Genomic DNA, 22,671 nt, shown 5'->3' with positions numbered 1-22,671 from the left:
CGAGTACTGTGGGACTCGCTTCCGGTCCTCCCGGCGGGAGGCGCGCAGCATCGGCACACGGCCGAGCAACTTGAGTAGTCTGCCATACGAGACACGTATGGCGCCAATCGGGCGGAAGAGAATACCCCGCCACGCTGAGTGGTCAAACTGCACCACGCGGCGGGGGTCCCCCGGGTCTCCGGTCAGCTGCGGGCGAGCGTCCCGCAGTCCGCCCCGTCCCGTGCGCCGAGGCTCTCGCTCCGGTCGTACGGGTCCACCGGCGTGCCGGACGGGGTCGGCCCCGTCGGGGCTTGGTCGTCGAAGCGCGGGTGCAGGAAGCCGTCCGTGCTGTCGCACCTGCTGTTGCCGATGTTCCGGAGGTTCTCCTCGACCCAGAGCGCCCCCGCGGTCGCCTCCCACCTGCCCGGATCGGCGACCGAGAAGGTCAGCTCGCGCCGCACGACGGTCCGCTCCACCTGGTCCGCGCCCGGCTGCGCCTTCACGAACGGGTAGACGAAGGTGACGTCGGTCTTCACCTCGGCCTTGCCGGGCTTGTCCGCCGGCTCGACCCACATCCGGCCCCGGACCTTGACCACGTTCCCCACGAGCTTCAGCTCTGCGGGGTCGGCCCTGCTGAAGAAGTCGAGCGGATCCTTCTCCTTCGTCGGGCTCCTCAGCCCCTCCTCGATGCCCGCCTTGTACGCGCCGAGCTTCGGATCGAGCAGGGCCAGGGCCGCCTCCGGGCGCTCGCCCCGCAGGGTGGCGGGATCGAGGTTGGCCAGGACCAGGAACTGCTTCGCCTTCTCCAGCGCCCCCGCGACCTGCTCCTTCGTCATGCCTCCCACGGCCGTGGGCTCGGGCACCTCGATGCCGGCCGCCCCGTCGGCCCACTGGAGGGCCGGGGAACCGCGGAAGGGGTCGGAGAGGGTCGGCCGGTCCGGGTCCAGCGAGGAGGGCGCGGCGCTCGGCCGGGCCGTCTCGGCCGGCAGCTGCGGCCCGGCCTTCGCGTCCTGCCCGGCCTCACCGGTGAGCTTGTCGATGACGAGCTCCGGCCGTACGGCGATCAGCGCGAGCGCGGCGACGAAGGCGATGGCCAGCGCCGCCTTGAGCCGGCGCCCGCCCCTCCCCCGCTCCCGGCGCGCGACGCCGGCCCGCCAGGCGGGCGGCTCGGCGGAGCCGCGCCGGGCGTCTTCCTCGCGCAGCCGCGCGGCGACCATGCGCGCCCGCGCGGACGGCTCCTTGGGCGCCTCCCCCGCACCCGCCTCGGCCTGTGCCAGGAACCGCGCCCACTCCTCGTCGGAGACGGCCGGTATGCCCTCGTCGTTCTTCCCCATGTCCCCCCACCCCGCCTGCGGAGCCCCCTGTCACCCGGCGAAGTGGCCGGTGACGTCCGCGATCAGATCGACGCTGCCGCCGTTGTTGTAGAAGCTGACCTGCGACGATCCCCCGGATCGCCGTTGCGAACACCTCGGATGTCCCATCCGACCGCCCGGATGCTGCGGGCAGGCGTACGGGACGAGGCGCGCGGGGGCCGCCTCAGCGATGGCGCCAGAGCACCCATTCGTGCAGCGTGTTCACCTCGGCCACGTACCAGCCCTTGGGGGCCTTCGGCCAGGAGTCCTCCGGCTTGGCGTCCTTCGAGGTCAGGCGCAGTACGGCCGCGTCCGCCGCGGCCGGCGGCTGGTCGCCCTGCTCCAGCTTCCGCGTCCAGACCCGGCCGTCGTACACCTCGAACGCCTGGGCCATCCGCAGGCCCCAGTCGACGTCCTCGTCCATCACCAGGTTCTCCCCCGGCTTGAGCTCCGCGGACTGGGTGAAGCCGGTGGCCAGGTACTTGCGGATCTTCCGGTGCGGCTCGGCAACGTTCGAGGTGACCGTGGTCGTCGCGTACGTGGCGAACAGCGCCAGCGACACCGCGACGGCCCACACCACGCGGCGCCCGCCGGCCACCCGGAACATCACGCAGGCGGCGAGCACGAGCAGGGCGCCGGCGATGGTCCGCCACATGTGCAGCTTCGTCCACTCCGAGGCCAGGAACAGTGCGTCCGGCATGGCCCATGGGATGATCCAGCGCGCGTAGAGGCCCTTGCCGACCACCATGATCACGAACTCGGCGGTGACCGCGGTGAAGACCACCGCGCTCAGCACCAGCCGCAGCAGGGCTCCGGTCCGTGCGCGCCACAGGGCGGCGACGCCGACCGCGAAGAACGCGGGCACGAGCACGGCCAGGTACCGGGCGTAGACCCAGTTGTCGATCCGCTTGTCCCCCGGCAGTCCGGCGGCGGCCGCGAGCGCGATCCCGAACAGCAGGGCGACCATCGCGAAGGAGACCACCCGCGAGGCCCGGGTGAAGCGGCGGCTGAACACCGCGAACACGCACAGGGCGAGGGCGATCGCGCCGAAGCCCCAGGAGGAGACCGAGAAGTACCAGAGCTGGCCGATCGTACGGGTCACCGTGCGGCGCAGCAGCTCGGGCTCGACGAGGTTGTCCATCACCTGCGTGCCGACCGAGCTCGGCGGGGCGTCCTTGAACTGCGCCTCCAGCCAGGTGGCGAGCAGCTTGGCGCCCGCGACGGAGACGGCGAGGCCGCCCCAGGCGGCGAGCGTGGAGCGCAGCGGGGCCCACCGGAAGACCAGCGCGCCCAGGAACACCAGAGCGGTGATGGCCACGACCACGCCGCCGCGGTCGTGGACGGCCATGGAGTAGCCGGCCAGCAGTCCGGCCCCCGCTCCGTACCAGGTGCGGCGGCGCGGCTCGCCCTCGCTGAGCCAGCCGTGCAGGGTGATCAGCCAGGCGAGGAGGATCACCGGGAGCACGGTGTCGGACATCGCGAACTGGGAGTAGAAGACCACGGGCGGCATCAGCGCGGCCGCGGTGGCGAACAGGAACGAGAGTCCCCTGGGCAGGTCGAGCCTGCGCAGGGCCACGTAGGCCAGGGGGAAGACCAGTGCGTTGAGCAGCGTGTTGATGCCCATGACCAGCTGGTACGCGGTGACCGGGTCGTTCGCGATGCGCAGGGCCGGGGAGAGCAGCAGCGGGTAGCCGCCGGGGATGACCGAGCCGACCGGCATCTCGGTCGTCGGCCGCCCCGCGAGCACCCGGGCCAGCACGAGGTACGAGGGCTCGTCCGCGTGGACCGAGGGGTAGCTGTTGCCCCACACCAGGGAGAGCCGGAACAGCACCTGCGTCAGGTATCCGGTGACCAGCGCCGCGGGCCAGAACCACCGCCGGCGCAGGGCGGAGTCCCGCAGGGCGAGCAGCCGCTCGGTCCCGGCGGGCCTGCCGCTCCGCTCAGGGGCGGACGCGTCCCTTGCTCCGGCCGCGTCCCTCGATCCCGCCGCGTCCATCGTTTCGGTTCCCGACTGCACCCCGGGCACTTCCTGTTCTGGTTGGACTGCCGGGCAGGCTCAGTTCTGCCCGGTGGTGAAGGCGTGCCGGGCCAAGTTCTTGGCGCCCTCGCGGTTCCCGCGGCGCAGCGCCCCGGGGAGCATCGTGATCGCGTGGAAGCGGGAGGCACTGTGGACGCGGGCGGCGCGGGCGGCCTTGGGCCAGCCGCGGGCGTCCATCCGCTGGGCGACCGCCTCGAAGTAGCGCGCCTGCTCGGTGAAGCGGGTGCCGGTGAAGGCCTGGACCGAGGACTCGCTGACGGCGTGCCGGCGGTACTGGAAGACGGTGGCCGAGGCGTCGATCACCATCGCCTCGCCGAGTTCGAGCAGGTCGACCACGAGCGCGAGGTCCTGGACCACGGAGTACTCGGACTGGAAGTTCACCTTGCGCAGGGCGTCACCGCGCCAGGCGATGGACGGGAAGTACAGCCAGTTCCCGCGCAGCACGCTGACGGCCAGCTCCTCGCCACCCATCGTGCGGTTGCCCTTGACCTGCGGGGCGTAGAGCCTGCGCTTGACGTTGTCGGCGAGACCTGCGGTGACCTGGCCCTCACCGTCGATGACCTCGACGCCGGGCTGGATCATGCCGATGCCCGGCTGGGCCTCGGCCAGGCCCCGTACGGTCTTCAGGTAGTTCGGGTGGAGCACGTCGTCGCAGCCCATGATGACGACGTAGTCGGCCTCGGAGAGGCGCACGCACTTCTTGAAGTTCTCGTTGATGCCGAGGTTCTGCTCGTTGCGGGTGTACTGGACCCGCTCGTCGCCGAGCTCCGCGAACCAGCCGGGTACGTCCGGCTCCTTGCCGTCGTCGATCACGACGAGGCGGAAGTCCGGGTCCGTCTGCACCAGGATGCTGCGGACCGCGTCCTGCATCAGCCGGACGTCCCCGTAGTAGGGGAGCATGAAGTCGAAGGTCACCACGGTGATTCCTCAGGCCTTGACGGAGTCTGCGGGTTCGGTGGCCGGCACCTCGGGCTCGACGGGGGCACCGGTCTGGCGGGCGGCGTCCGGGCCGAGGCGCTCGTCGTTGTGGCGCGCGCCCTCGCTGAGGGCCACCGTCCGGGCCAGGTCGGTGATCTTCTTCTCGAGCGAGCGGAAGCGCAGGAACGTGTTGAGCGTGAGGAAGCCCATGGCCAGGACCATCACGTACAGCACCAGGTCGGTGCCGCGGCCGACGCCGAGCTGGTGGGCCAGCCAGGTCACGTCGGTGGGCCGCAGGACGGCGTACACGTTGACGAGGACGAACACCGAGAAGGCGATGCGCTTCCAGGCACGGGTCTTCGCCTGGTCCCAGTTGCGTATGAACATGAGGGCCAGCGACACGGAGCCCACGATGAGCACCAGCTGGATCCAGAAGTACTTCATCGGCGGCCACGCTCCCGCAGGGTGATGTCGAAGAGGATGTTGACGCCGTTGATCAGGGACTGACCCTTGGCGCGCGAGTACTCGGTGTAGAGGATGTCCACGGGGACCTCGACGACGCGCAGTCCGGAGCCGGCCAGGTAACCGACGATCTCGGAGGCGTGGGCCATGCCGTTGTGCGTGATCTGCAGCTTCTCCGCCGCCGCACGGCCCAGGACGCGCAGGCCGTTGTGGGCGTCGGTGAGGTTGAGCTTGCGGGCGGTCGGGCTGACGGCGGCGGCCGTGCGCAGCACGACCCGCTTGATCCACGGCACTTGGCCGTTCTGCTCGATGAACCGGGAGCCGAGCACCACGTCGGCCTCGTCGGAGCGCAGGACGGCGACCATCTTCTCGACGTCCTGGGTCTGGTGCTGGCCGTCCGCGTCGAACGTGGCGAAGTAGCGGGCCCCCGGCTGGGAGAGGGCGTACTTCAGGCCGGTCTGCAGGGCAGCGCCCTGGCCGAGGTTGACCGGGTGCTGCACCAGGTGGGCACCGGTGGAGGCGATGTGCTGCGCGGAGTCGTCCGAGCTGCCGTCGTCGACGACGACTATGTTCGGAAAGGTCTTGCGCGCTCCCTCGACGACACCGGCGATCACCTGGCCCTCGTTATAGGCCGGTATGACCAGCCAGACATCGTCGTATTGGGACACGGTAACTCCAGCGGAATGTGGCACATACGAGTGCTCGGGGATCTGTGGGACTTCGGAGGCGGGCACGTCACTTCCCCGCTGCGCCGGCGCCCAGCGGGCTCGCGACGTCCGTCCGCCCGGGAGCCTCGCCGGCACCCGGAACGGCGTCCGGGAACTTCAGTCTCAGCGCTGTCAGCATAGCGACGACGGTGGCGACGGAGCCGAGAGCATAGGCCAGGATCACCCGCAGGGCCACGTCACCGGGGGCGAAGGTGACCCCGACCAGCACGGCGGTGCCGATGGCCCAGCAGAGCAACTGCAGGTTGTGTCGCTTGAATACCATCAGCGCCTGACCGAGCACCATCGCGAACATGTACGCCACGGTCCCGGCGGACAACAGGAAGAAGTCGAAGCAGCCCAGGGCCGGCTTGGCGCCGAAGAGCACGCCGATCAGCCAGGGCCCGAGCACGGTGGCGGGGATGCCGCCGAGCAGGCCGAGCGCTCCGACGACCATGCCGATCCTGCGCAGCATCGCCGAGAACGCGGCCCGGTCGCCGGCCTGGAAGGCGGCGCTGAGCCCGCTCAGCAGGGAGGCCTGGAGCGAGCCGAAGACGAAGAGCGGGACCCGGGCCAGGACCAGGGCGTTCAGCAGGGCCGCGATCAGCACGCTGTCCGTGGGCGCGAGCAGCTTGGTGCTCATCACGGCGGCGTTGACCACGACCTGGGACAGCAGGGTCGAGCAGATCAGCAGGCCCAGTCCGGAGGTCAGTTCGCGCCAGGCGATCTCCTCGCCGGGTTCGACGGCGCGCAGCAGCGCGGGCAGCGTGACCAGGGCGGCGATGACCGGGGCCACCGCCAGTACGAGGCTGAAGGCGAGCGCGGAGTCCGGCAGGGCCACGGCGCAGCCGAAGGCGAGCACGATCCGCAGCCCGCCGTCGAGGGCGAGCTGGGTGCCGTACGCGCCGAACCGGCCGAGGCCGGCCAGTACCCCGCGGGTGAGGTAGCAGACGGCCATGCCGGTGAAGGCACCGCCGAGGGCCGCCACCAGGGCCCGGTCCCCGTGGAAGAGCAGGTCCGCGAGGGGGCCGGCGGCGGCGGCGAGCACGAGCAGGGTCGCGCCGAGGATGGCCGCGGTGAGCAGGGTGGCCCGGCGCAGGACGGGGGCCGCCCCGTGTCCGTCGACCGCGCGGGCGGCGACGATCCGGGTGAGCTCCTGCTCGATGGGGAAGAAGATGCCGAGCCCGATCGCCATCACGATCGTCCACAGCACCGAGACGTTCGCCATGGCTTCCGTGGACAGGCTGTGGCCGGCCACGCCGAGGTGGACGTACGAGGCCGCCCCGAGCACGACGGTGCCGCCGGCCACCGCGACGGTGCCCGGCGGCAGGGCCGCACTGATCTTGCTCAGCAGGCTCTTCATCCCGAGCTGCCGTTCCTGTCCGCGCCCTCGGGCGCTGCGAAGGCGGGCAGTGCCAGGGCTGCTGCCAGCTGCTCGCGCCAGTCGGCGAGCGGGGGCAGGCCGGCCTCGGCCCAGCGGTCGTGCGCGAGCACGCTGAACGCCGGCCGGACGGCGGGGCGTACGAACGCGGAGGAGTCGGTGGGCCGGATCCGCTCGGGGTCCAGACCGCTCAGCCGGTAGGTCTCGCGGGCCAGGCCCATCCAGGTGGTCCGGCCGCTCGCGGTGCCGTGGTAGACCCCGCCGGGGGCGCGGCCCGCCAGGGCGGCCTGACCGAGCTCTACGAGGCGGCCGGCCAGCGCGTAGGACCAGGTGGGCTGGCCGTGCTGGTCGTCGACCACGTCGAGGGTGTCCCGCTGGGCGGCGAGCTTGAGCATGGTGGCCACGAAGTTCGGGCCGTGCTCGCCGTACAGCCAGGCGGTGCGGACCACGTAGCCGTGCTGCGGCAGCAGTTCGGCCACGGCCTGCTCGCCGACCAGCTTGGAGCGGCCGTACGCGTTGACCGGGCCGGTCGCGGAGTCCTCGGCGTACGGCTGCTCGGCGTCGCCGGGCAGCACGTAGTCGGTGGAGACGTGCAGGAGGCGGGCTCCGGCCGCGGCGCAGGCCTCGGCCAGGACGCGTACGCCGGTGCCGTTGACGGCGGTGGCGGCCTCTTCGGCGCTCTCCGCACCGTCGACGTCGGTCCAGGCGGCGCAGTTCACGACCACGGCGGCGCCCTCGACGGCGGCCCGGACGGAGGCCGGGTCGGTGATGTCGAGGTCGGTGCGGCGCAGGCCCGTCGCCGTGATGCCGGCGTCCTTGAGGACGGCCAGGACGTCCTGGCCGAGCATGCCGGCGGCGCCGGTGACGACCCAGCGGGCGCCCGCGGTGCCCGCGCTGCCCTGGGCGCTGTCGGCGCCCTCGGTACCGTTGCTGCTCTTGCTCACGTCCGCGGCGGTCACTTCTGCAGCGCTGCCTTGGCCTTCAGGGGCTCCCACCAGGCGCGGTTCTCGCGGTACCAGGCGATGGTCGACGCGATGCCTTCCTCGAAGGTGACCTGCGGGGCGTAGCCGAGCTCCGAGCCGATCTTGCTGATGTCGATGGAGTAGCGCAGGTCGTGGCCCTTGCGGTCCTCGACGCGCTCGACCATGTCCCAGCCCAGGCCCGCGGCCTCCAGCAGGACGCCGGTGAGCTCCTTGTTGGTGAGCTCGACGCCGCCGCCGATGTTGTAGACCTCGCCGCCGCGGCCCTTGCGCATGGCCAGGTCGATGCCGCGGCAATGGTCGGAGACGTGCAGCCAGTCGCGGACGTTGCCGCCGTTGCCGTACAGCGGGACCTTCTTGCCGTCCATCAGGTTGGAGACGAACAGCGGGATGACCTTCTCCGGGAACTGGTAGTGCCCGTAGTTGTTGGAGCAGCGCGTGACCACGACGTCCATGCCGTGCGTGCGGGCGTAGGCCAGCGCGAGCAGGTCGGAGGAGGCCTTCGAGGCGGAGTACGGGGAGTTGGGCACCAGCGGCCACTCCTCGGTCCAGGAGCCCTCGCTGATCGAGCCGTAGACCTCGTCGGTGGAGATGTGGACGAAGCGGCCGACGCCGTGCTTGCGGGCGGCGTCCAGGAGGACCTGGGTGCCCACGACGTTGGTCATCACGAAGGGGCCCGCGCCGGCGATCGAGCGGTCCACGTGGGACTCGGCCGCGAAGTGCACGACGACGTCGTGGCCGGGCATCACCTGGTCGACGGCCTCGGCGTCGCAGATGTCACCCTTGACGAACGAGTAGCCGGCGTGGCCGGCGACCGGTGCGAGGTTGGCTTCGACGCCGGAATACGTCAGCTTGTCGAAGACGGTGATCTGGGCCGTGGGGTCCGAACCGAGCTGCTGGCGGACGAATTCTGAACCGATGAAGCCGGCGCCGCCGGTCACAAGGATGCGCATAATACAAACAGTCTAGCCGCTCGCCTACTCCGCCCCGGCCGCACGCCCGCTCGCTTCCGGGCCCGGACGGCGCGCCTCCGCCGGTCTCGCATAGGGTTGTGCCTATGCGTGGAATTCTCTTGGCCGGCGGCACCGGATCCCGACTCTGGCCGCTGACGCGGGCAGTGTCGAAGCAGCTGCTGCCCGTCTTCGACAAGCCGATGATCTACTACCCGCTCTCGACGCTGGTCATGGCCGGGATCAGCGAGATCCTCGTCATCACCACCCCGGAGGACCGCGACCAGTTCGAGCGTCTGCTCGGCGACGGTTCGCAGTTCGGCATCCGGCTGGAGTACGCCGTCCAGGAGCGCCCCGAGGGCATCGCCCAGGCCTTCGTGCTCGGCGCCGACTTCATCGGCGACGACTCCGTCGCCCTGATCCTCGGCGACAACATCTTCCACGGCAGCGGCCTCGGCACGCGCCTGGCGGAGCACACCGACTCCAAGGGCGGCCGGGTCTTCGCGTACCCGGTGGCGGACCCGACGGCGTACGGCGTGGTCGAGTTCGACGAGAACGGCCAGGCCATCTCCATCGAGGAGAAGCCGGCCCAGCCCAAGTCCCGCTACGCCGTGCCCGGTCTGTACTTCTACGACAACCGCGTCGTGGAGATCGCCCGCGAGCTGAAGCCCAGCGCCCGCGGCGAGCTGGAGATCACCGCCGTCAACGACGCGTACCTCCAGGCCGGTGAGCTGAATGTCACCATCCTCGACCGCGGTACCGCCTGGCTGGACACCGGCACCTTCGTCTCGATGGTGCAGGCCTCGGAGTTCGTGCGCGTGATCGAGGAGCGCCAGGGCTTCAAGATCGGCTGCATCGAGGAAGCCGCCTGGCGTGCGGGCCTCATCGACTCCGCGCAGCTGCGCGCGCTGGCCGAACCGCTGGTCAAGAGCGGCTACGGCGACTACCTGATCGGTCTGCTGGAAGAGGAGGCCGCACGATGAAGTTCCGCGAACTCTCCATCGAGGGCGTTTTCGAGATAACGCCCCAGCAGCACGGTGACCCGCGCGGCATGTTCATGGAGTGGTACCGCTTCGACCACCTCGCCGAGGTCGTCGGGCACCCGCTGAACCTGGCGCAGGCCAACCTCTCGGTCTCCCAGCGCGGCGTGGTCCGCGGCATCCACTTCGCCGACGTCCCACGCGGCCAGGCCAAGTACGTCACCTGCGTGCGCGGCGCCGTGCTCGACATCATCGTGGACATCCGGGTCGGCTCCCCGACCTTCGGCCGCTGGGAAGGCGTCCGGCTGGACGACGTGGACCGCCGCGCCGTCTACCTCCCCGAGGGCATGGGCCACGGCTTCTGCGCGCTCACCGACGACGCCACCCTGTCCTACCTCTGCTCGGAGACGTACAACCCGACGGGCGAGCACTCGGTCCACCCGCTCGACCCCGACCTGGGCATCGACTGGCCGACCGACGTCCCGCTGCTGTCCGCCCGGGACGACGCGGCACCGTCGCTGGCCGACGCCGCCGCCTCCGGCCTGCTGCCGGACTACGCCGCCTGCATGGAGTTCACGGAGTCCCTGCGGGTGAAGTGACCGCCGCGCACGGAGCCGCGCATGCGAAGAGGGCCGCACCCCCCCCGGGGTGCGGCCCTCTTCGCATGCCCGTGCCGCGGCCGCGCACGCGGGCCCGTACACCGGGAGGCTCCGTACGCCGGGAAGTCCGTACGACGGAGGGCCCCTCCCCCGTCGCGTGAACGACGGGGAAGGGGCCCTCCTGTCAAACGTGGTGCTCGATCGAACGAGCTACCAGGTCAGAACACGAATTACTTCGTGATCTTGGTGACCTGGCCGGCGCCCACGGTACGACCACCCTCACGGATGGCGAACTTCAGGCCCTCCTCCATGGCGACCGGCTGGATCAGCTGGACCGACATCTCGGTGTTGTCGCCCGGCATGACCATCTCCGTGCCGGCCGGCAGGGTGACGACACCCGTGACGTCCGTGGTACGGAAGTAGAACTGCGGACGGTAGTTGTTGAAGAAGGGGGTGTGACGGCCACCCTCGTCCTTCGACAGGATGTAGGCCTGGGCCTCGAACTCGGTGTGCGGGGTGACCGAACCGGGCTTGATGATGACCTGGCCGCGCTCGACGTCCTCGCGCTTGATGCCGCGGAGGAGCAGACCGACGTTCTCGCCCGCCTGGCCCTCGTCGAGGAGCTTGCGGAACATCTCGATACCGGTGACCGTGGTGGTGGTCTTGGTCTCCTTGATACCGATGATGTCGACGGTCTCGTTGACCTTCAGGACACCACGCTCGATACGACCGGTGACGACGGTGCCACGACCGGTGATCGTGAAGACGTCCTCGACCGGCATCAGGAACGGCTGGTCGACGTCACGCGGCGGGGTCGGGATGGCCTCGTCGACGGCGGACATGAGGCCGAGGAGCTTCTCGCCCCACTCCTTGTCGCCCTCGAGCGCCTTGAGCGCCGAGACGCGGACGACCGGAAGGTCGTCGCCCGGGAACTCGTAGTCGGAGAGGAGCTCACGAACCTCGAGCTCGACGAGCTCCAGGATCTCCTCGTCGTCCACCATGTCGGCCTTGTTCAGGGCGACGACGATGTACGGAACGCCGACCTGGCGGGCCAGGAGCACGTGCTCCTTGGTCTGCGGCATCGGGCCGTCGGTGGCGGCGACCACGAGGATCGCGCCGTCCATCTGCGCGGCACCGGTGATCATGTTCTTGATGTAGTCCGCGTGACCGGGGCAGTCGACGTGGGCGTAGTGACGCGCCTCGGTCTGGTACTCGACGTGCGCGATGGAGATGGTGATACCGCGCTGGCGCTCTTCGGGAGCCTTGTCGATCTGGTCGAAGGCCGAGGCCTCGTTCAGGTCCGGGTACGCGTCGTGCAGCACCTTGGTAATGGCGGCCGTGAGGGTCGTCTTACCGTGGTCAATGTGACCGATGGTGCCGATGTTGACGTGCGGCTTAGTCCGCTCGAACTTCGCCTTCGCCACGGGGTCCTCCTGGAGAGTGGTTCTGTACGCCTTACAGATCGGCGCCAGGTGATCTTTGCTGGAAAGCCGGTTCCCCGGGGCAACGGGAGGGTTGCTCCTGTTGCCCCAGAGGCTCCGGTGACAAGCCTAAAGCGTGTACTCGGAAGAGTTACTCGCCCTTGGCCTTCGCGATGATCTCCTCAGCGACGTTCCGGGGAACCTCGGCGTAGGAGTCGAACTGCATCGAGTAGCTGGCGCGACCCGAGGTCTTGCTGCGGAGGTCTCCGACGTAGCCGAACATCTCCGAAAGGGGCACGAGGCCCTTCACGAGGCGCGCACCGTGACGCTCCTCCATGGCCTGGATCTGGCCACGGCGGGAGTTGATGTCACCGATGACGTCACCCATGGACTCCTCCGGCGTGGTGACCTCGACGGCCATCATCGGCTCGAGGAGCACGGGAGAAGCCTTGCGCGCGGCCTCCTTGAACGCCTGCGAACCGGCGATCTTGAAGGCGAGCTCGGAGGAGTCGACCTCGTGGTAGCCACCGTCGATGAGGATGACGCGAACGCCGGTCATCTCGTAGCCGGCGAGGATGCCGAACTTCATGGCTTCCTGCGCACCCGCGTCGACCGAGGGGATGTACTCCCTCGGGATGCGGCCACCGGTGACCTTGTTCACGAACTCGTACGCCGGACCGTCGGCCTCGAGGATCGGCTCGATCGCGATCTGCACCTTGGCGAACTGACCGGTACCACCGGTCTGCTTCTTGTGGGTGTAGTCGTGACGCTCCACCGCCTGGCGGATCGTCTCGCGGTAAGCGACCTGCGGCTTGCCGACGTTGGCCTCGACCTTGAACTCGCGCTTCATACGGTCGACCAGCACCTCGAGGTGCAGCTCGCCCATACCACCGAGGATGGTCTGGCCGGTCTCTTCGTCCGAGTGAACGTGGAAGGAGGGGTCCTCCTCCGCCAGGGACTGGATGGCGACACCCAGCTTCTCCTGGTCACCCTTGGACTTGGGCTCGATGGCGACCTGGATGACCGGAGCCGGGAAGTCCATGGACTCCAGGATCACGGGTGCCTTGTCGTCACACAGCGTCTCACCGGTGGTGGTCTGCTTCAGGCCCATGACGGCGACGATGTCACCGGCGCCCACCGCTTCGATCTCTTCACGCTTGTTGGCGTGCATGCGGTAGATCTTGCCGATGCGCTCCTTCTTGCCCTTGACGGAGTTCAGCACCGAGGTGCCGGCCTCCAGGCGGCCCGAGTAAACCCGGACGAAGGTGAGCTTGCCGAGGTGCGGGTCGCGCATGATCTTGAACGCGAGCGCCGCGAGGGGCTCGTCGTCCGAGGGCTTGCGCTTCACGACGACCTCGGCGTCCTTGACGTCGTGGCCTTCGATGGCCTCGATGTCCAGGGGCGACGGGAGGTAGCGGACGACCGCGTCGAGCAGGGGCTGAACGCCCTTGTTCTTGAACGCCGTGCCACAGAACACCGCGGTGACGGTGGCGCCACCATCACCCTTGGAGCTGATGATGATGCGACGCACAGCGGCGTGCAGCTGCTCGACGGTGGGCTCGACGCCCTCCAGGAACAGCTCCATGATCTGGTCGTCGTTCTCGGCGACGGTCTCGACGAGCTTCGCACGCCACTCTTCAGCGGCTTCGGTGTGCGTGGCCGGGATGTCGACGATGTCGTACATCTCGCCCTTGGTCGCCTCGGCGGACCAGACGAACGCCTTCATGGTGACCAGGTCGACAACGCCCTGGAAGTCCATCTCGGCACCGATGGGGAGCTGCATGACGATCGGAACCGCACCGAGGCGGTCCTTGATCATCTCTACGCAGCGGTGGAACTCGGCGCCGGTGCGGTCGAGCTTGTTGACGAAGCAGATGCGCGGGACGCCGTAGCGGTCCGCCTGACGCCAAACGGTCTCGGACTGCGGCTCGACGCCGGCCACACCGTCGAACACGGTGACGGCGCCGTCGAGGACGCGGAGCGAACGCTCCACCTCGACGGTGAAGTCGACGTGACCCGGGGTGTCGATGATGTTGATGGTGTGGTCAACATCTTCGAGCGGCCAGTGACAGGTGGTAGCGGCAGACGTGATGGTGATACCACGCTCCTGCTCCTGCTCCATCCAGTCCATCGTGGCAGCGCCGTCGTGGACCTCACCGATCTTGTACGACACACCGGTGTAGAACAGGATGCGCTCGGTGGTGGTCGTCTTGCCCGCGTCGATGTGGGCCATGATGCCGATGTTGCGCACCTTGGCCAGGTCAAGCGAAGTGGTAGCCATATCGGCTCAGTCTTCTCTCGGTCTCGATGTGGGTTCGGACTACCAGCGGTAGTGCGCGAAGGCCTTGTTGGACTCGGCCATCTTGTGCGTGTCCTCGCGCTTCTTGACGGCAGCGCCAAGACCGTTGGAGGCGTCGAGCAGCTCGTTCATGAGGCGCTCGGTCATCGTCTTCTCGCGGCGGGCGCGGGAGTAACCCACGAGCCAGCGCAGCGCGAGGGTCGACTGACGACCCGGCTTGACCTCGATCGGCACCTGGTAGGTGGCGCCACCGACGCGGCGGGACTTGACCTCGAGCGACGGCTTGACGTTCTCGAGCGCGCGCTTCAGCGTGATGACCGGGTCGTTGCCGGTCTTCTCGCGGAGGCCTTCCATGGCGCCGTAAACGATGCGCTCGGCGGTGGAGCGCTTGCCGTTCAGGAGGATCTTGTTGATGAGCGACGTCACCAGAGGAGATGCGTAGACCGGGTCGATGATGACCGGGCGCTTCGGGGCGGGGCCCTTACGAGGCATTTTTACTTCTCCTTCTTGGCGCCGTAGCGGCTGCGGGCCTGCTTGCGGTTCTTGACAGCCTGGGTGTCAAGCGCACCGCGGATGATCTTGTAACGAACACCCGGCAGGTCCTTCACACGGCCACCACGCACGAGCACGATGGAGTGCTCCTGCAGGTTGTGTCCCTCACCCGGAATGTAAGCGGTGACCTCGATGCCAGAGGTCAGACGCACACGCGCGACCTTACGCAGCGCCGAGTTCGGCTTCTTCGGGGTGGTCGTGAACACTCGCGTGCAGACGCCGCGACGCTGGGGCGAAGCCTCGAGCGCGGGGGTCTTTGTCTTCTCGACCTTGTCCTGCCGGCCCTTACGGACCAGCTGCTGGATCGTAGGCACTACTTCTCCGGTTTCTGTGTGCCGTGTAGTGAAGCTAACCTGGAACATTTGCCGACCCACGCGGTCGGGTGTGTCGGATCCGGCGGAGCTCCGCGCAAGCACGGAGACGCATGAATCGCGGTGGCTGATGTGGCTCACGTGCGGTTGATGGACACGCGCGGGAGCCCAGGCACACCCCAGGCACAAGGTCTGAGCGTACCCACCGCATCCACTTCGGTCAAAACAAAAGCCCCGGTCCCGGCAGCCCGAAGGGCCCACCGGCCAGTCGCCGCAAGGCCGAGGCCGGGATGCAGTCCCTCCGACGTGCGGCCGTGGTGCAGGTGTGCTAAGCGGAGCCCCCCGCACCTCCCCGCCGCCGACGCCTCCCGTACGGCCACGCAGGCCCCTCCGCGGCGCTCCGCACGCGGGGCGGCGGCCCTCCGGCGGGCGCCGTCAGGCCTTGGTCCGCTCGGGGTACAGGGCGGCGTACAGGGCGTTGAAGAGGGGCCTGTACACCGCCTCGTCCTCGGGCGACCGCTTCCCGCGGTGGTACGCCGCGCTCAGCGCGCGCTCCGTCGGTTTCGCGCCGCGGTGCAGCAGCCAGCGCGCCATCCGCCACTTCCCGGACCCGACCGCGAGCTCCAGCGCCGTGCTGCCCCGCATCACGACGTCGATGTCGTGGCCGCGGTCGAGGAACTGCGCCACGAGGTGCGGGTAGCCCTCGTCCCCACCCGTCGCCGCCACCGGCATGGGTACGAGGCCGTGCTTGCCCTGGGGGCCCACGGGAGCCCCGGCGTCGAGCAGGATCCCGACCACCTCGGCGTCGGGGTGCATCGCCGCCATGAGCATCGGCGTCAGCTCCTCGTACTCACCCGCCCGGCCGCCCGGATCCGCCCCCGCGGCGAGGAGCAGCCGGACGGTCTCCGCCCGCCCCGCGCACACCGCGAGCTCCAGGGGCGTGCGCCCGGCCGCGTTCCGGGCGTCCGCCGCGGCTCCCCCTGCGAGCAGTCGTGCCGCGGTGGCCGCGTCGCCGTCCTGCGCCGCCTTCGCCAACCGATCCGGTAGGTCCATGCCCACATGATCACCGACCCTGCCCGATCCCGGGCGGCAGAGCTGCGCCCGGGGCCGCCGGAGTACGCGGCGGGCCCCCGCGGCCGACCTAGACTGGCGAGTCGGACAAAGCCTCCGACGGCAGCACTGACCAGCAGGGAGCACAGCATTGGGGACCGTGGCCGAGGAGCCCGCCGAGCACAGCAGCCCAGCCCCCGCAGGGGACCGGGAGGACCGGCCGGCGCCGCGCCGCGCCCGCCGGTTCTACGCCCCCCTGCTCGCCTTCCTCATCGCCTCGGGCGCCTTCTGCGCGTCCTGGGCCGCCCGGGGCACCTTCCCCTTCGGCACCACGGGCCGGGCCGTCAACGACCAGGCCAACCAGTACGTCCCGTTCCACCGCGCCCTGTGGGACCTGGTCCACGGCCAGGCCGCCGGGGACCTCCTCTTCACCTGGCGCGGCGGCTTCGGCCAGCAGTTCCTGTCCGACTACTACACGTACCTCGGCAACCCCTTCTCCTGGCTGGCCGTCCTCGTCCCCCGCGCGCACGTGGACCTCGCCGTCTTCCTGATCTCCCCGCTCACGATGGGCACCGCCGCCGCCCTGATGGCCGTCTACCTCGGCAAGCTGCAGCCGGGCCCGTGGTGGCAGCGCGGCGTGCTCGGAGCCGTCTACGGACTGTGCGGCTGGGCGCTCAGCGACGCCTCGTACATCCCCATGTGGATGTGGGGCCTGGTCGCGCTCCCGCTCCTGGGGATCGCCGTCGAGTGGTGCCTGGAGGAACGCCGCTGGCCGGGCGTGGCGCTGCTGGTCGCGCTCGCCTGGTTCGGGAACTTCTACACCGCGATGATGGCGACGATGGCCGCCTGCGTGCTGCTCGCCGTCCGCCTGATCGTGCTCGACATGACCGGGGCCCAGCGGCTGCGGGCCGTGTGGCGGGCCGCGACGGCCGCCGCGACCGGCATCCTGCTCACCCTCCCCCTGCTCCTGCCCTCGTTCCTCTCCAGCGGAGCCGCCCAGCCCACCAAGGCGGCCGCCTTCGATCCCGTCCGGATCGAGATCTTCCTGACCGGCATGCTCCCCGGCACCTACCTGTGGGGCGGCCGGCCCCGGCTGTACGTGGCCTCGCTCGGCCTGATCCTGGCGGGGTCCTTCCTCCTCAACACGGCCGTCGCCCGCCGGACCCGCCTGGTGTGGGCGGCGGCGACCCTGCTCGTCGTCCTCTCCTTCCAGTTCCCGCCCACCCAGTACGTGTGGCACGGACTGGCGGTGCCGAACGGCAACCCCTACCGCGAGGCCTTCGTCTTCAGCGGCATGGTGGTGGTCCTCGCCTGGCTCGCACTGGCCAACCGGCCGCGCCCGCTGCACCTGGCGCTGAGCGCCGCCCTGCTGGTCGTCGCGACCTTCGTGCTGCGCCACACCAACGACTTCGGCGGCACCACCTGGCCGGCCGTGCTGGGCGGCGGCGCTGTGTCGCTCCTCGCCCTGGTGCTGCTGGCGCTGGGCGAGAAGCGCCGGGTACTGGTCCCCGTGGCCGCCCTGCTCATGGTCGGCGTCGTCTTCGCCGAGTCCACGGCCGCCGCGGTCAACGCGGACGCCCGGCGCGCCCGCGAACGCTGGGCGAAGCCGATCGCCACGTCCAGCCAGTCGATCACGAACCACCTCGACGCCGTCCGCTCGGTCGACGGCTGGCCCGCGTACCGGACCGACTCGGGCGCCCCGCAGACCTCGTACAACGACGCGCTCTCGCTCCAGGCCGAGGGACCGCAGTACTACAGCAGCTACCTCCCCGAGAACACGTACAAGGCCCTGGAACCCCTCGGCTACGGCTACAAGAACGACGGCCGGACCATCTTCGGCGCCGCCAACCCCGTCCTGGACGCGATCTTCTCGATCGGGGCCCGCGCCGAACCGGGCCCGCAGAAGAACAGCTGGACGGCCCGCACGTTCCCCGCCCCGCCCCTGGTCACCGTCCGCAGCGCCCCGTACTCCTCCCCCAATCCGCCGGGCAGCGTCTACGCCCACCAGGAGCAGGTCCTCGGCGCCACCGTCTACCGGGTCCCGCCCGTCACCGCCGGCGGCACCCCCACCCGGCAGACGTACGCCGCCCGGTGCGAGCCCGGCTCCGAGGCCTTCTGGTACTCCCCCCAGCTGTACGGAACCCTCACCTCCGGCGGCGCCACCAGGCCCCTGGAGGACCGGATGACCGGGGTCGTGAGCCTCGGCGAGGTCCCCGCGTCCGGCGCCGTCGACGTCACCGTGGACACCCGGACCCGCGACGCCACCGCCGGCGAGCACCCCATCGGCTGCCTGGACCGGGCCGCGCTCACCCGGGCCGTCGACCGCCTCACCGCCACGGGCGCCACCCGGGTCGCCGCGGGCGGCCACACCATCGAGGCCACCCTCCCGAAGACGGCCTCCGGCACCGCCGTCTTCGCCATGACCGACGTCCCCGGCTGGCAGTGCTCGGCCCCGGTGAAGAGCTTCCACGGCCTGGTCTCCCTGGACATCGCCCCGGGCACGGACAAGGTCTCCTGCACCTTCACCCCCAAGGGCCTCACCCCCGGCCTGGCCGGCGCCACCCTCGGCCTCCTGGCCCTCGCCTCGGTCACCGTGGCGGGCCTGCGCCGCCGCCGTCGGGCCTGATCCGCACCGCGTCCCGGCCCGGGACGCGGAGAAGGAAACGAAGAAGCCCCCCGCCTCTCCTCTCGGAGCGGCGGGGGGCTTCTTCGTACTACCTGCTACTGGACTCAGCCGTTGTACGGGCCGTAGTCGTAGTCCTCCAGCGGGACGGCCTGGCCGGAGCCGGTGCCGAAGGGCGAGTAGTCGATGTCGTCGTAGCCGACGGCCGAGTACATCGCGGCCTTGGCTTCCTCGGTCGGCTCGACCCGGATGTTGCGGTAGCGGGCGAGGCCCGTACCGGCCGGGATGAGCTTACCGATGATGACGTTCTCCTTGAGGCCGATCAGGGAGTCGGACTTGGCGTTGATCGCCGCGTCCGTCAGAACCCTGGTCGTCTCCTGGAAGGACGCCGCCGACAGCCAGGACTCGGTCGCGAGCGAGGCCTTGGTGATACCCATCAGCTGCGGACGGCCGGAGGCGGGGTGACCGCCCTCGGTGACCACACGACGGTTCTCGGTCTCGAACTTCGACCGCTCGACCAGCTCGCCCGGCAGGAGCTCCGCGTCGCCGGACTCGATGATCGTCACGCGGCGGAGCATCTGCCGGATGATGATCTCGATGTGCTTGTCGTGGATCGACACGCCCTGCGAGTTGTAGACCTTCTGGACTTCGCCGACCAGGTGGACCTGGACCGCACGCTGGCCGAGGATGCGCAGCACGTCGTGCGGGTTGGTGGCACCCATGGTCAGCTTCTGGCCGACCTCGACGTGGTCGCCCTCGCCGACGATGACCTTGGCGCGCTTGGAGATCGGGAAGGCCGTCTCCTCGCTGCCGTCGTCCGGCGTGATGACGATCTTCTTCGTCTTCTCGGTCTCCTCGATCCGCACGCGGCCGGCGGCCTCGGAGATCGGGGCGACACCCTTCGGGGTACGGGCCTCGAAGAGCTCGACGACACGCGGCAGACCCTGCGTGATGTCGTCACCGGCCACACCACCGGTGTGGAAGGTACGCATCGTCAGCTGGGTACCGGGCTCACCGATGGACTGGGCGGCGATGATGCCGACCGCCTCACCGATGTCGACCAGCTTGCCGGTGGCGAGCGAGCGTCCGTAGCAGAAGGCACAGGTGCCGACCGCGGACTCACAGGTCAGGACCGAGCGGGTCTTGACCTCCTCGACGCCGTTGGCGACCAGGGCGTCGATGAGCACGTCACCGAGGTCGACGTTGGCCGGCGCGATGACCTTGCCGTCGATGACGACGTCCTCGGCCAGCATGCGGGCGTAGATCGAGGTCTCGACGTCGTCGGCCTTGCGCAGCACGCCGTCCTCGCCGCGAACGGCGATCTTCAGCTTCAGGCCGCGCTCGGTGCCGCAGTCCTCCTCGCGGATGATGACGTCCTGCGAGACGTCCACCAGACGACGGGTCAGGTAACCCGAGTCGGCGGTACGCAGGGCGGTGTCCGCCAGACCCTTACGGGCACCGTGCGTGGAGATGAAGTACTCCAGAACGGTGAGGCCCTCACGGAAGGACGCCTTGATCGGACGCGGGATGGTCTCGTTCTTCGCGTTCGACACCAGACCACGCATACCGGCGATCTGTCGCATCTGCATCATGTTTCCTCGGGCACCCGAGTCAACCATCATGAAGATGGGGTTCGTCTTGGGGAAGTTCGCGTTCATCGCCTCGGCAACCTCGTTGGTCGCCTTGGTCCAGATCGCGATGAGCTCCTGCGTGCGCTCGTCCTTGGTGATCAGACCGCGCTCGTACTGCTTCTGGACCTTCTCGTCCATCTCTTCGTAGCCCTTGACGATGGCCTTCTTGGCCTCGGGCACGACGACGTCGGAGATGGCCACGGTGACGCCCGAACGGGTCGCCCAGTGGAAGCCGGCCGCCTTCAGGTTGTCGAGCGTCGCCGCCACGATGACCTTGGGGTAGCGCTCGGCCAGGTCGTTGACGATCTCGGAGAGCTGCTTCTTGCCCACCGAGTAGTCGACGAACGGGTAGTCCTCGGGCAGCAGCTCGTTGAAGAGCGCGCGACCCAGGGTCGTCTTCAGACGGAAGCTGTCGCCCGGCTGGAACTCCTGCTCGCCCTCTTCGGCGACCGGGGCCACCCAGCCGCGCGGCGGGATGGTGCCCACCGGGAAGCGGATGTCGACGGCCGACTGCAGAGCCAGCTCGCCACCGTCGAACGCCATGGTCGCCTCGGCCGTGGAGCCGAACGCGCGGCCCTCGCCCTTGGTGTCACGGAGCTCACCGTCGGTGGTGAGGAAGAACAGGCCCAGCACCATGTCCTGGGTCGGCATGGTGACGGGACGACCGTCTGCCGGCTTCAGGATGTTGTTCGAGGACAGCATCAGGATGCGGGCCTCGGCCTGCGCCTCTGCCGAAAGCGGCAGGTGCACGGCCATCTGGTCACCGTCGAAGTCCGCGTTGAACGCGGTGCAGACGAGCGGGTGGATCTGGATGGCCTTGCCTTCGACCAGCTGGGGCTCGAAGGCCTGGATGCCGAGGCGGTGCAGCGTGGGCGCACGGTTCAGCAGAACCGGGTGCTCGGCGATGACCTCTTCGAGCACGTCGTAGACGACCGTGCGGCCGCGCTCGACCATGCGCTTCGCCGACTTGATGTTCTGCGCGTGGTTCAGGTCGACCAGGCGCTTCATCACGAACGGCTTGAAGAGCTCCAGCGCCATGGCCTTGGGCAGACCACACTGGTGCAGCTTCAGCTGCGGGCCGACGACGATCACGGAACGCGCGGAGTAGTCCACGCGCTTGCCGAGGAGGTTCTGACGGAATCGACCCTGCTTGCCCTTGAGCATGTCGCTCAGGGACTTCAGCGGACGGTTGCCGGGACCGGTCACCGGACGACCACGACGACCGTTGTCGAAGAGGGCGTCGACGGCCTCCTGGAGCATGCGCTTCTCGTTGTTCACGATGATCTCGGGGGCACCGAGGTCGAGAAGGCGCTTCAGGCGGTTGTTGCGGTTGATCACGCGGCGGTACAGGTCGTTCAGGTCGGAGGTCGCGAAGCGGCCACCGTCCAGCTGCACCATCGGACGCAGGTCCGGCGGGATGACCGGGACGCAGTCCAGAACCATGCCCTTGGGCTTGTTGCTGGTCTGCAGGAACGCGGAGACGACCTTGAGGCGCTTGAGCGCACGGGTCTTCTTCTGGCCCTTGCCGGTACGGATGATCTCGCGGAGGCGCTCGGCCTCTTCGTCGAGGTCGAAGGACTCCAGACGCTTCTGGAGCGCCGCGGCGCCCATGCAGCCGTCGAAGTACGTACCGAAGCGGTCGCGCAGCTCGCGGTAGAGCAGCTCGTCGCCCTCGAGGTCCTGGACCTTGAGGTTCTTGAAGCGGGCCCACACCTCGTCGAGGCGGTCGATCTCGCGCTGGGCGCGGTCACGGAGCTGCTTCATCTCGCGCTCGGCACCTTCGCGCACCTTGCGGCGTACGTCGGCCTTGGCGCCCTCGGCCTCGAGCTCGGCCAGGTCGGTCTCGAGCTTCTTGGCACGGCCTTCGAGGTCCGAGTCGCGTCGGTTCTCGATCTGCTGGCGCTCGACGGAGACGTGCGCCTCCAGGGACGGGAGGTCGCGGGTGCGGCGCTCGTCGTCCACGAACGTGATCATGTACGCGGCGAAGTAGATGACCTTCTCGAGGTCCTTCGGCGCGAGGTCCAGCAGGTATCCGAGGCGCGACGGGACGCCCTTGAAGTACCAGATGTGGGTGACGGGAGCGGCAAGCTCGATGTGGCCCATCCGCTCGCGACGCACCTTGGCGCGCGTGACTTCGACGCCACAACGCTCACAGATGATGCCCTTGAAGCGGACACGCTTGTACTTACCGCAGTAGCACTCCCAGTCCCGGGTCGGACCGAAGATCTTCTCGCAGAAGAGTCCGTCCTTCTCGGGCTTGAGGGTGCGGTAGTTGATGGTCTCCGGCTTCTTGACCTCGCCGTGGGACCAGGTTCGGATGTCGTCCGCGGTGGCAAGGCCGATCCGCAGCTCGTCGAAGAAGTTGACGTCGAGCACTGTGCGTCAATCCCTCTTTCGGGGTCGAGTCTCAATCATGGTCTGAACGGTCCCGGGGATGACGG

At 69.4% G+C, this 22,671-nt stretch carries 17 protein-coding genes; 3 read left to right on the top strand and 14 right to left on the bottom strand.

Annotated features, from left to right (window positions below):
- Window positions 1-182: 182 nt before the first annotated feature.
- From ACZ60J_RS20170 to rfbB, 8 genes are all read right to left on the bottom strand, one after another.
- On the bottom strand, window positions 183-1,313 hold the full coding sequence (locus ACZ60J_RS20170) for a hypothetical protein (protein WP_469683574.1): 1,131 nt from the start codon (window positions 1,311-1,313) through the stop codon (window positions 183-185).
- 202 nt (window positions 1,314-1,515) lie between these two features.
- Window positions 1,516-3,348: a hypothetical protein gene (locus tag ACZ60J_RS20165; protein ID WP_469683573.1), complete on the bottom strand. Its 1,833-nt coding sequence runs from the start codon at window positions 3,346-3,348 to the stop codon at window positions 1,516-1,518.
- A 39-nt stretch (window positions 3,349-3,387) separates the two neighbouring features.
- On the bottom strand, window positions 3,388-4,287 hold the full coding sequence (locus ACZ60J_RS20160) for a glycosyltransferase family 2 protein (protein WP_469683571.1): 900 nt from the start codon (window positions 4,285-4,287) through the stop codon (window positions 3,388-3,390).
- 9 nt (window positions 4,288-4,296) lie between these two features.
- Window positions 4,297-4,731 (bottom strand): DUF2304 family protein, encoded by a 435-nt coding sequence (locus tag ACZ60J_RS20155; RefSeq protein ID WP_469683570.1) that lies wholly within the window; start codon window positions 4,729-4,731, stop codon window positions 4,297-4,299.
- Window positions 4,728-5,417, bottom strand: coding sequence for a glycosyltransferase family 2 protein (locus ACZ60J_RS20150; protein ID WP_469683569.1), 690 nt, complete (start codon window positions 5,415-5,417; stop codon window positions 4,728-4,730). The genes ACZ60J_RS20155 and ACZ60J_RS20150 overlap by 4 nt, the downstream gene beginning before the upstream one ends.
- Before the next feature lie 67 nt (window positions 5,418-5,484).
- Entirely contained in the window at window positions 5,485-6,816 is a 1,332-nt protein-coding gene (locus ACZ60J_RS20145; RefSeq protein ID WP_469683567.1) for a lipopolysaccharide biosynthesis protein, read from the bottom strand.
- Window positions 6,813-7,778: a dTDP-4-dehydrorhamnose reductase gene (gene rfbD / locus ACZ60J_RS20140; protein ID WP_469683566.1), complete on the bottom strand. Its 966-nt coding sequence runs from the start codon at window positions 7,776-7,778 to the stop codon at window positions 6,813-6,815. Before rfbD ends, ACZ60J_RS20145 begins: the two co-directional genes overlap by 4 nt.
- An 11-nt stretch (window positions 7,779-7,789) precedes the next feature.
- Window positions 7,790-8,767 carry a dTDP-glucose 4,6-dehydratase gene (rfbB, locus tag ACZ60J_RS20135; RefSeq protein ID WP_469683564.1) on the bottom strand — a complete coding sequence of 326 codons (978 nt, stop codon included), beginning with the start codon at window positions 8,765-8,767 and terminating at the stop codon, window positions 7,790-7,792.
- 104 nt (window positions 8,768-8,871) lie between these two features.
- On the opposite strand from rfbB, the gene rfbA reads away from it, so the two are divergent.
- Both rfbA and rfbC read left to right on the top strand, forming a co-directional pair.
- On the top strand, window positions 8,872-9,747 hold the full coding sequence (rfbA, locus tag ACZ60J_RS20130; protein ID WP_469683563.1) for a glucose-1-phosphate thymidylyltransferase RfbA: 876 nt from the start codon (window positions 8,872-8,874) through the stop codon (window positions 9,745-9,747).
- Window positions 9,744-10,343 carry a dTDP-4-dehydrorhamnose 3,5-epimerase gene (rfbC, locus tag ACZ60J_RS20125; RefSeq protein ID WP_469683561.1) on the top strand — a complete coding sequence of 200 codons (600 nt, stop codon included), beginning with the start codon at window positions 9,744-9,746 and terminating at the stop codon, window positions 10,341-10,343. The genes rfbA and rfbC overlap by 4 nt, the downstream gene beginning before the upstream one ends.
- A gap of 230 nt (window positions 10,344-10,573) precedes the next feature.
- On the opposite strand, the gene tuf is transcribed toward rfbC, so the two are convergent.
- From tuf to ACZ60J_RS20100, 5 genes are all read right to left on the bottom strand, one after another.
- The gene (gene tuf / locus ACZ60J_RS20120; protein ID WP_469683559.1) at window positions 10,574-11,767 is read right to left on the bottom strand and encodes an elongation factor Tu; all 1,194 of its coding nucleotides are present in this window, start codon (window positions 11,765-11,767) and stop codon (window positions 10,574-10,576) included.
- A 148-nt stretch (window positions 11,768-11,915) separates the two neighbouring features.
- Window positions 11,916-14,045 carry an elongation factor G gene (fusA, locus tag ACZ60J_RS20115; protein WP_469683557.1) on the bottom strand — a complete coding sequence of 710 codons (2,130 nt, stop codon included), beginning with the start codon at window positions 14,043-14,045 and terminating at the stop codon, window positions 11,916-11,918.
- 39 nt (window positions 14,046-14,084) lie between these two features.
- Window positions 14,085-14,555, bottom strand: a complete 471-nt coding sequence (gene rpsG / locus ACZ60J_RS20110) for a 30S ribosomal protein S7 (RefSeq protein ID WP_215023410.1) — start codon at window positions 14,553-14,555, stop codon at window positions 14,085-14,087.
- A gap of 2 nt (window positions 14,556-14,557) precedes the next feature.
- Complete coding sequence (rpsL, locus tag ACZ60J_RS20105) at window positions 14,558-14,929, bottom strand: 30S ribosomal protein S12 (protein ID WP_007265893.1); 372 nt, start codon at window positions 14,927-14,929, stop codon at window positions 14,558-14,560.
- Between the two features lie 432 nt (window positions 14,930-15,361).
- The gene (locus ACZ60J_RS20100; RefSeq protein WP_469683556.1) at window positions 15,362-15,979 is read right to left on the bottom strand and encodes an ankyrin repeat domain-containing protein; all 618 of its coding nucleotides are present in this window, start codon (window positions 15,977-15,979) and stop codon (window positions 15,362-15,364) included.
- Between the two features lie 157 nt (window positions 15,980-16,136).
- Between ACZ60J_RS20100 and ACZ60J_RS20095 the strand changes: the two genes are divergently transcribed.
- A complete protein-coding gene (locus ACZ60J_RS20095) occupies window positions 16,137-18,602 on the top strand; it encodes a YfhO family protein (protein WP_469683554.1) in 2,466 nt (821 codons plus the stop codon).
- A 104-nt stretch (window positions 18,603-18,706) separates the two neighbouring features.
- Here the strand turns inward: ACZ60J_RS20095 and ACZ60J_RS20090 are convergent, their stop codons facing one another.
- Window positions 18,707-22,606 carry a DNA-directed RNA polymerase subunit beta' gene (locus tag ACZ60J_RS20090; RefSeq protein WP_469683552.1) on the bottom strand — a complete coding sequence of 1,300 codons (3,900 nt, stop codon included), beginning with the start codon at window positions 22,604-22,606 and terminating at the stop codon, window positions 18,707-18,709.
- Window positions 22,607-22,671 lie beyond the last annotated feature (65 nt).

This window comes from Streptomyces sp. NPDC104226, from assembly GCF_055584085.1.
The sequence above is the reverse complement of the archived record's forward strand: the minus strand, read 5'-3'. Positions and strand labels throughout refer to the sequence as shown.